The 9822-nt window shown below is 39.2% G+C and carries 8 protein-coding genes and 1 tRNA gene; 1 reads left to right on the plus strand and 8 read right to left on the minus strand.

What is annotated here, in order from left to right:
* Positions 1-9: 9 nt before the first annotated feature.
* The 5 genes from BGO84_RS10795 to BGO84_RS10815 all read right to left on the minus strand — a co-directional run bounded on the left by BGO84_RS10795 (position 10) and on the right by BGO84_RS10815 (position 7152).
* Positions 10-627 (minus strand): outer membrane beta-barrel protein, encoded by a 618-nt coding sequence (locus tag BGO84_RS10795; protein ID WP_135104711.1) that lies wholly within the window; start codon positions 625-627, stop codon positions 10-12.
* A 545-nt stretch (positions 628-1172) separates the two neighbouring features.
* Positions 1173-2954: a hypothetical protein gene (locus tag BGO84_RS10800; protein ID WP_291029160.1), complete on the minus strand. Its 1782-nt coding sequence runs from the start codon at positions 2952-2954 to the stop codon at positions 1173-1175.
* Between the two features lie 27 nt (positions 2955-2981).
* Positions 2982-5978 (minus strand): tetratricopeptide repeat protein, encoded by a 2997-nt coding sequence (locus tag BGO84_RS10805; protein ID WP_291029162.1) that lies wholly within the window; start codon positions 5976-5978, stop codon positions 2982-2984.
* Complete coding sequence (locus BGO84_RS10810) at positions 5975-6496, minus strand: NUDIX domain-containing protein (RefSeq protein WP_291029164.1); 522 nt, start codon at positions 6494-6496, stop codon at positions 5975-5977. Before BGO84_RS10810 ends, BGO84_RS10805 begins: the two co-directional genes overlap by 4 nt.
* 68 nt (positions 6497-6564) lie before the next feature.
* Complete coding sequence (locus tag BGO84_RS10815) at positions 6565-7152, minus strand: DUF3109 family protein (RefSeq protein ID WP_291029165.1); 588 nt, start codon at positions 7150-7152, stop codon at positions 6565-6567.
* A gap of 206 nt (positions 7153-7358) precedes the next feature.
* Here BGO84_RS10815 and BGO84_RS10820 point away from each other — a divergent pair.
* Positions 7359-7430: transfer RNA gene (locus BGO84_RS10820), tRNA-Arg, on the plus strand.
* 109 nt (positions 7431-7539) lie between these two features.
* On the opposite strand, the gene BGO84_RS10825 is transcribed toward BGO84_RS10820, so the two are convergent.
* The 3 genes from BGO84_RS10825 to BGO84_RS10835 all read right to left on the minus strand — a co-directional run bounded on the left by BGO84_RS10825 (position 7540) and on the right by BGO84_RS10835 (position 9271).
* Positions 7540-8424, minus strand: coding sequence for a hypothetical protein (locus BGO84_RS10825; protein WP_291029167.1), 885 nt, complete (start codon positions 8422-8424; stop codon positions 7540-7542).
* Positions 8425-8527: 103 nt separating this feature from the next.
* Entirely contained in the window at positions 8528-9025 is a 498-nt protein-coding gene (locus tag BGO84_RS10830; RefSeq protein ID WP_291029169.1) for a DUF2628 domain-containing protein, read from the minus strand.
* Positions 9026-9103: 78 nt separating this feature from the next.
* On the minus strand, positions 9104-9271 hold the full coding sequence (locus BGO84_RS10835; RefSeq protein WP_291029170.1) for a hypothetical protein: 168 nt from the start codon (positions 9269-9271) through the stop codon (positions 9104-9106).
* Positions 9272-9822 lie beyond the last annotated feature (551 nt).

Raw genomic sequence — 9822 nt, forward strand, 5'->3', positions numbered from 1 at the left:
TTTTGTTTATCAGAAGTAGTAATTGAGTCCTACGGTCCAGTATTGGTTTTTCTTGTTTTGGAACGTATCGGCATCCATGTATTCTTCTTTATAATTGTTAGTCAGGTCGCCACGGAAGTACATTCCCAAATCGATGTTTCTGAATAAAGTAACTCCTGCTCCTGCACCCAATCCGAAGATAAAGTTTTTGTGCTTGAAAGCGTTAACCACTTCATTTGCATTTTTAGCATTGTCGTCACCCACTTTCACATTGCCATATACTCCACCTGTAACAAACAAGCCCAAAGGACCTAGCTTGATACGTTGCTTTAAGTTGATGGGCACGCTTATATAATTATAGTCGGATAGAGACGCATTGTCTTGCTTTTCACTGATCTTATATTCTTTATGTCCGTACAGAACAGAAATGTCTCCCCCGAATCCCGAAATAGGAACTACAAATTCGGCGGTAGGGCCTATCTGGAAGCCTAATCGGTTGCTGGCCTTCAATATATCGGTATTCAGCTTGTTGCTGGCTACATCTACACCTCCCCTTACACCTAAACGAAACTGGGCTGAGGCAGTATTAATACTCAGTACACAAATAAGTACAAAGAGTGCTAGCGATACTAATTGTTTTGTTTTCATACGTAATACCTTTTATTAACTCTTTTTTTATAACACATAAATAGAGAGAGAAGTTCGTTTGTGCCCGATTGTTTTATAAAATGTTTTCTGAATAAATTGGTGGAATTTCTGATTTTCGAAAGTATTCTGATATTCATTACTCGCATTTTACAGTTTACGAAAATAGTTAAAATTTACAAACAAACAAATTATATGTAGATAATTTTTAATGATTTGTTTATAAGTTGATTACATACCCTTCGATATGCGATGTTTAGTATGGCTTTAGATCAACTTTTAGATATAAACTACACAGTATAACCGTTGTTATAAACTATCTTTCGGGGAAATATCGTAAGAACTCCTCATGTTTATAACGCTATTCGAACCGGCATATTGTTTATTTGTAGTTAAAGAAAGGGTTAAAATGTATTCTTGTCTTCTCTCATACTCCATAACTTCTGCATAACAAAAAATACAGTAACCCTACAAAGAAAACGGAGTGAAACGATCCGTTGCACGAACGGGGTCTCACTCCATTTATGAAGATTAATGTATTTTCTTTTTTAGAACTTGAGGCTTACACCCGCCATGAAGTTAAAGCCTTGTAGCGGATATCCGTATTGTAACTCATACTTCTGGAAAAGCACGTTGTTCAATCGTCCGTTTACGGCTATATAGTCATTTATCTTATATTCGGCTCTGAAGTTCAGTTCTTTTATATCCTTCATATTTGCAATCGTCCATGCGGTAGTACTTGCGTTTGAGGCAAGAGCCTTGCGTCCGCCTGCATATAGATAATTCACCGATAGGGTAAGGTTGTTGATTGGATTAACGTCAGCGTTAAACTCGGCAGTGAATGTAGGACGTCCCCACGGTTTGGTATCAGGCAACGTCTCAGCATCTATCACTTGCACATACGGTTCGTGATATTTCACATTGTAGAAGTAGGCAGTCATACGAGCCGAAAGGTCGGTGTATGGGATCAAATTGGTTTTCAGCAACCCGCCGATGTGTCCTGTAGAGATGTTAGCATATACAGGGCTTCCAACATTTCCCCATCCTTCTTCTTTATAATAGTTGTATACATAGAGGTGGTCTCTTCTTACGTGCTTGTATCCGGCAAAGAGGTCAAACTCTAAACCACTGACTACACCCGAACGGAATCCGATCTTGGCATCGTAATATGTTTTTGAATATTCGATGCGGGTGCTAGGGTCTGCATAACGGTTTTCTTGCAAAATGTCGAGGAATGTATTGTTGTTCACTCCTCCGCCTACTTCGGCATAAAGCGTGTTTACTTCGTAGAAGCTGACGCTTGCTTTTACATTGGGTGAAATAGCAAAAGCCGTTTTCACGTCAAACAATGCACTCAGGTTTGCTCCTAAATCGGCATTCCAGTTTGCTCCCTGAAACTTGATGTATGGTGTACCTGTAATATTTGTATATCCGTGATGGGCATTGGGTAGGTAATCGGTTTTGTTGCTGAACGATTGGTTCAATATCATTCCTTTTATCCCTACTTGCTGATCGGCTCCAAATTCTGTATACAGGTTTAGGTCGGCATTGATAATGCCCCCTTTTACTCCGTCATCCGCTTTTTGGCGACCATACTTATTTGTGAAATAATTGTAGCTCACATTTCCGTCATACTTGATCGGGCCTTCGTTCTCTTCTCTCGATTTCAGTCCTGCTCCGATCTTAAACACATTTACGCCTTGCTTGCTGTCTACATCGAACGGATATACGGCAGACGATGTGATCGGAATAAAGCTGTTTCCATAATAATTGTAAGATGTATTATAGAACGATGCTCCTACCGATAAGACAGAAGGGTCGAACGTGTGTTGATATTTCAGGTTGCCTCCTGCATGCATATACTTGGCTTTTACATCTTTGCGGGCATAGTCGCTACCGTTGATATAGTCTACTGTAGAGCCTGTTGCGCTATATGTGCCAAAAAAATCGAGTCGGTCGTTGTCTCCGTTAACAAGTCTGTACCCGAGAGCTCCATCTATATTTCCACCTGTGCCTAAGCCCAATACCGCATATCCACGTTTCTTGTCGAAGGCTACATCTGTTTTGATGTCGCCCGATGCCGAAGCTCCCAGTTTGTTGTTGTCCAACCTGATCTGAGGGGTATTGCTCTCGAACTTGATTTCTTTTGGTTTGATAGTAGGGGCGTAGATATCGGGTTGTGTATTTACTTTCGATGCTTCTTGCATTGTAGGTACATAGTCTCTTTCGAGCATCACCTGACGAGTGATGGTAGAGTCTTTTTGTGCCGAAACTGTCAGGCTTATTATTCCCAGTCCTATGACCAATAATGATTTATATGTTGTTTTCATACGTTTTAATTCTGATTTGTTCATAAGTTATTTTAAAGCTGACAAGCGTTCGTCTATCATTGTTTTTATATCGGCTTCGCTGCCTTTATAATTTGCCTGAAGGCTTTCGAGATACTGACGTGCCGAGAATTTATCACCTTTGGCAACATAAGCATCCGACAATACTACCACCGCACGTGCCATCCAATATTGGTATGGTGTACCTTCTTTCATAAAGGCAAGCACTTGTTTCTCGGCTTTGTCGTACGATTTCCACTTGTAATACATGTCAGCCAGTAAGAACTGAGCTTCGGCTCCGAATGCGCTGCGAGTATCTTTGGCTACTGCCTGCAAGTCTGTGGCTGCTTCGTCGTTCTTCTTTAGGTTGATATACGATTTTCCTCTGTAGAATCTGGCTTCGTTAGCTACGGCAGGGGCTGCTTTTGCTCCTTGCAATATTTTGCTTGCGGCAGCTACCACCTCGTTATCTTTTTTGAGGAGATAAGCACAACGCAACATACCCAGTTGGGCAATGTCTTTGTTTTCGGTATTGGATGCCACCATATTCAGGTGCTCGTAAGCGGCATAGGCAGCCTCATAGTTTTTGCGGTCGAACTCTATTCCCGATGCAAACACCAAGGCATTGGCAATGTATTTCGGGTTGTTTGAGTTTATAACTTCATTGAAGTGGGTGAGTGCTTTATCGAAATCCTTGGCTTCGAATGCCATATCGCCCAGATAGAAGTGTGTATCGCTTGCAAATACCCCGTTAGGATATGCTTGCAGGTATTTGTTGAATGCTGTTTTCGACTCATCTTTGCGGCCTTTCATATATATGTTTTCGGCAGCCAGATAGGTGAGTGAGTCCTGACGGTTGGACGAAAGGATTGTGCCTTTACCCAACGAGTTGACGTATGAAGCATAAGAGCTGATATCGTTCATATCCTTATAAACCGCCTCTAGGCTTTCTATGGCAGTACGTGCTTCTTCCGAATTCGGATAGTTGGCAATTACCTGCTTGTAGGCTTCTGCCGACTTGCGAGGGTTGTTGGTGTTGAAGTATAATTGTCCGAGTTGTACTCCGGCTTTTTGTGCCAGATTGGATTTCGGATGGTCTTTTAGCATTTTTTCAAGCACCGATATTGCCTCCTGTTCCTTGTTTTGCATTACCAATGCACGGCTCTTTTCGTACAGTGCATCGTCTATGTATTGCGAGTTCGGATATTTTGCCATCATACTGTTCAGTGCCGTTACTTTTCCCGAGTAGTTGCGTTGTAATCCCAACACAAATGCTTTTTGGAATTCAGAGTAATCGGCATTCTCAGGGTTTGAAGATACGGCTTGCGCATAATATCTTTCTGCCTCTGAAAAGTTTCTATTGTAGAGGTTTATATCCCCGATGCGGTTGAGGGCATCGGAATAGTTTGGCGATTGCTTGCTTCTTTCTGCCGAAATATATTTCTTGAAGTTATTCAAAGCAGAAGAATAAACTTTGTCCTGAAACTGTGCGTAAGCCAAGTTGTATAGAGCAAGCGGATAATTGTTTTGCGAAGGGGAAGCCTGACCAATGTAAGCCGTATAATCTCTGGCTGCAGAGCCATAATCGGTACTGCGATAGGCTATGTCTCCCCGCCAGAAGTATGCTTCGTTGCGTACGTCGGCATTGTAGCTACCCATATTGATGGTTGCATTGAAATCGTTGGCGGCAAGGTCGTAACGCTTGTCGATGAAGTTTTGCACACCCGACTGGAATAATATAATTTGCTTAGCTTCCAATATCTGACGATCGGGCGACTTGATGCTGTTGATGGCAGCAAGGGCAGTGCTATAGTTTTTGGACGAAAGCAATGTGGAAGCCAGAGCTCCGCTTACTGCGCTCGTATATTTCGAATTTGGATACTGAGCAAGGAAACGTTGCGATGCTGTGATAGCTTCGCCAAAAGCACCTCCTCCGTCTCTGTTGCGTATCATTACGTTGTTGTATAATGCACCTTCGCTGATAGAAGGGTCGAACTCGGATCGTGCGGCAGCTTCAAAAGCCATAACGGCATTCTGTGTGTCGTTTAGTTTCAGATAAGACTGTCCCAGAAGCATCTGTCCAGCCTGTCCCAGTTTGTCGGTTGTCGAAGCTACATCTTTCAGCGCTTCTACGGCATTGCCATACGCACCTGTTTGGTAGTACGCTTCTGCCAGTTGATACATATCTTCACGGAAAGGTGTAGATGTCGTGGCACGATATTGCTCATAGTTACGGATGGCATTTTGTATGTTGCCAAGGCGGTAATAGCTGCTGCCTAGCAGGCGATATACTTCTCCGATGTTTTTACTGCCCGGATATGACGAGATAAAGTCTTGTCCTTCGCTTATCGTCCCGTTCATATTGCCTTGCAGAAACTCACTTTGTATGAGGAAGAATGTTGCATTCTCCTTATATTCGGGTTTGCTTTTCAGCTTTCGGAATGTAGCGATAGCCTGATCGTATTCTCCTTCCTGAAAATTGGCATAAGCCAGATAGTAAGATGCCGGTTCTGCATATTTTTTACTATTGCGAGACAATAGTCCGAATAGGTTTTTAGCTTCTTTTCTGTCTCCCTTTTGGAGGCTGGCATACGCCATGCGGTAGCTGTAGTCTTCTTGTTCGCTTACCGATAGATAATCGATATCCACTTGTGAAAACCAATGAAGGGCTTTGTTCCAATCTTTTTGTTGAAAATGAATTGATCCTGTAAAGAAACTGATCTGGTTGCGGTGATAAGATTCAGGATAATCGTCAAGAAAATCTTTCAAAATTGTTCCGTCACCGGCTTTGCCCTGATAAAATAAGGAGCTGACAATCATATAGTCTGCTTCTTCCATCAGTTTTATATCTTTCGACTGGTTCTTAAATTCTTGTAGTGTATTGATACATCCTACATAGTTATTGTTTAAGAACATTTCTTTGCCTTGCGAAAATAGCCTTCCGGGCAATTCTGTGTACACTGACTTCTGAGCGTGAGCCAAATGTAAGCCCGATGCAAGGGTGATAACTAATAGCAGTTTTCTCATATTTTCATTATTTTGATTTCCTGTATTACTTCTTTTACCGAACGTAGCCCAAACAGGTCGGGGTTAAGCTCTGATATTTTTATAAATTGAAGGCTGGCGACATCGTCCTCAGCTTTTATGTTCTGCATATCGTCTACTTTGCACAGGTAAACCAGATCGAGGGTATGCACTTCAAATCCTGAGTATACGTATGTATTGGGGATAGAGAACATATATTTTGCTTGCGAAACATGGAGCCCTGTTTCTTCTTTTACCTCTCGTATAACAGCTTCCTCTCCTGTTTCGTTCATGTCTACAAATCCGCCGGGCAAGTCGAATGTTCCCTTTGCAGGGTCGTGAGCCCGTGTTGCAACCAGCAGCTCATCATTACTGTTGATAATAATGGCTATTGTGGAAGAACTGGGGTTGAAGTAATAAACGAAGCTACAAGTCTCACATCTTTTCGATTTGAAATTATTCTCCACAAAATGGCTTGAACCACATTTTGGGCAAAATTTGAATTGATGTAGTGGATGCATGTTTTGAGTTTAAAGTTATGAGTTTAAGTTATATTGTAAATCGATACAGGCCATAAGCTCTTTACAGATTATTGCCATTTGTATCCTGCTTTTTTGTATTCTTCTGCTACCAGAACAAGTTCGTTGTACCAATCTTCTCCGAAACGACGGATAAGCGGTTCTTTGAGGAATTCGTAAACTTTCAATCCTTCCTTCTTACCCAGTAATACAGCCGCTTTGCAGATCGACCACCGATGATAATTAACGGCGGTGAAGTCTTTATATTTTTGCAAGCGGATAGGGTACAGATGGCAGGAGATGGGTTTGTAAAAGTTGGTACGACCTTCGCGGTATGCTTTTTCGATAGCACATTTGCAGATGCCTTTTTCGTCGTAATAGGTAAACACACAGTCTTTTCCGTTTACGATAGAGGTTACCATGTCTCCATCGTGGTCGCGATATGCTACTCCATGCTCTTTAATTACTGCTTGGGCAGCGGGCGACAGGTCGTCCCAGACCTCAGATAAGAGGTCTTCTATTATCTTTACTTCGTCTTCTTCGAGAGGTGCACCGGCATCGCCTTCTACGCAGCATTCGCCCATACAGGCTGAGAGGTCGCATAGGAAATTTTCTTCGATTATATCTGATGCGACTATTGCATCGCCAATTTGAAACATTTATTTATTGTTATGTTTTTAAAAAAATATTTAGCAAATATAGATGTTTTTATAGCAGCACACAATTGGCTAAAGTCCTATTTCCCGAAAAAACAGGGTTTCTTTAACACTATTTGATTAAATCGCAGAATGTATTTGCCTAATGTCGGAAATTCTCTTATTTTTGCAGTGATTTTATCGGAAACAATAGTGAAGATAAGATGTATGGCGCAGTAGTTCAATGGATAGAATAGAAGTTTCCTAAACTTTAGATTCGGGTTCGATTCCCGGCTGTGCTACAGGGAAAGTCGCTGATGAAGCGGCTTTTGTTGTTAGAAAGCCTTTCTACATTAATCTTCGGATTGCAAATCCGAAGAGACGAGGGATAATCAAACATAAGCTATTTACTTATTTATTGACATAGTGTTCGTTATCTTTTAGCCACCATTTATCGGCTAATTTCCACTCTCCATCTGAGGTTTCTGTATATTCCGAATAGTCATTGAATGATTCCCATCCGTTCTTTACATATTTCTCGTTTATAACCATTTGTCCATCTCCATGGCTAAAATCGAAGGTGTAAGGCAAACGATCATCTCCCCAAATGCATTTTTTAGATGTTTTAGTTATGTAATTTGTCCATGTGCCTACAAATGTTCGATTATAATAAAAATCCGCACCACTTAACGTATCATCAAGACCCACCATCTGTTTAGCTGTATCAAAATATATTAAACAGTCGGTAATGCCTTTGAAGAATCCACTATATCTTTGTAAACTATCTTCATATAGGGTGTATTTGGCTACTAAAGATCCACATTCAGAAAAATCAGAATAATTACAATCACTATTGCATGTTAATCTTAATAGTTCTATTTCTCCCGAAAAGTTACAAATGGTATTATTAACTTTTGATTTTCCTTTAACAAAATAGATAGCCTCGTTTTTTTTACTTTTCGACACTTCACTTATATGGATTTGTATCCTTTGGTAATTATTACCTATAATTCCATTTTGTAATGGTGCGCCATATAGCATTGAATTGAGAGCTGTCCACATAGCGCTGAAGTCGTATGATAAAAATTCGCTTAACTGATTTTTTGAATTATTTTCTATACAATACTTCAGATAATCCTGACTAAAATCTACTTGATTTTCGTCTACATATTTTGATAGATATCTACTGTAATATGGATCTATTTGGTTTTCTATATCACTTTCTTGTGCCAATATTGGTAGATTAATGAAAAGCATCACAAATAAGAAGAGACTAACTATTAATTTTTCTTTCATTATTTATTGTTTTTGCAAATCTAATTATTTCTTCGGATTCAATTTAGTATTCAAAAGAATAAATAATTTAAAATAAATAGTATAACACCTTGATATAGATTGCTCAAATAGCTTTATGTCCAATAATATAAGCTAGTATTGCAAATGTGAGAAGTGAGATAAGAATAAATAAACCAATAAAAGTAAAAACAATATTATAACTTGTTCCTCCTATTCTTCTCAAATAGTCTATCCGGTCATTTAAAATGGGGTAGTTTGCTTGTGCTTTTTGCATTTCTCTAATCGACTTCTTTACATATAAGTAGTTTCCTGTCAATCCAAGAATTAGGGACAATGTAAATATGCTTAATGATATGCCTATAAATATAGCAAGAGATATTCCTATCAATAAAGAAATAGCAAATTCTAAATACATTTTACGGTAAGCTAGCCACAGTATACTAAAAACGAAAGCATAAAGATTAAATATCAACTTTTTTCCATTCTTTATTTTCTCTAAACAGTTTAGATAATAGAAGGAATTATTTCCATAAAAAATAGAATATAGCACCTCCTCTTCAAATTGCTCACCTGTAATTTGAGTTTGCTTGTCTTTCATCATATTTTTTGAAGCCACAACTTAATATTGTACCTATAAAACAATAGGTACAATATCTTACTACAGTAAGTTTTTAAAAAACTACCCTCTATCATTAGAGTTTTCATCCGGATTAATTCTGTTTGTGGCAGCCTTTACCGATTTTTCGGAGCTAGGTACAGGATTTTTGATGTTTTTTACTTTTCGGGCATGTTCGTATCCCTCAAATTTATGATCTTTGGATTGTGTCTTTGATATATCTTCTTTCATGGTTCAATAAATTTAATGTTCGACATACATAGACTAAACAAAACGAATCGGAATAATGTTCTCGGTTCGTTTATTATCTATCTGTATAAAAACAAAAAGGCTGTCATCACGACAACCAATCTTCAATTTTATAACCTAAAGTCTAATACCATGAAAAATACATTACAAAGATAAATCCTGTTTCATATAAATACAATACCATATTTATGGTAAATTGTTAAGTTATTGATAAGAAGTAATCTGGCTTTTACAAGGCAAGAGATCAAAAAAGCGGCTAAAGGTGTTAAGATTCTTATTTTCATGCACTACCAAGAAACAATTTGATGTTAAGGGCTGTTCTAAGATAATACAGTTTTAATTGCTAATCTAATAAATACTACCATGCTTAACGATGACGATAAATTGAAAAATAGGTCTATGCTCGATAGCAGGCTGGGGGCCCCTATGAAAAAAGTAGAAGGATTGAGTAGTGACATGAAAAAGGCAGAGTCGGAACATCTTCATGCCTTCCGCGGAGATATTACCATAAAAGATAGTAAAGAAGACGATCA

The sequence above is a fragment of the Dysgonomonas sp. 37-18 genome (assembly GCF_001899125.1).
Lineage (GTDB): Bacteria > Bacteroidota > Bacteroidia > Bacteroidales > Dysgonomonadaceae > Dysgonomonas.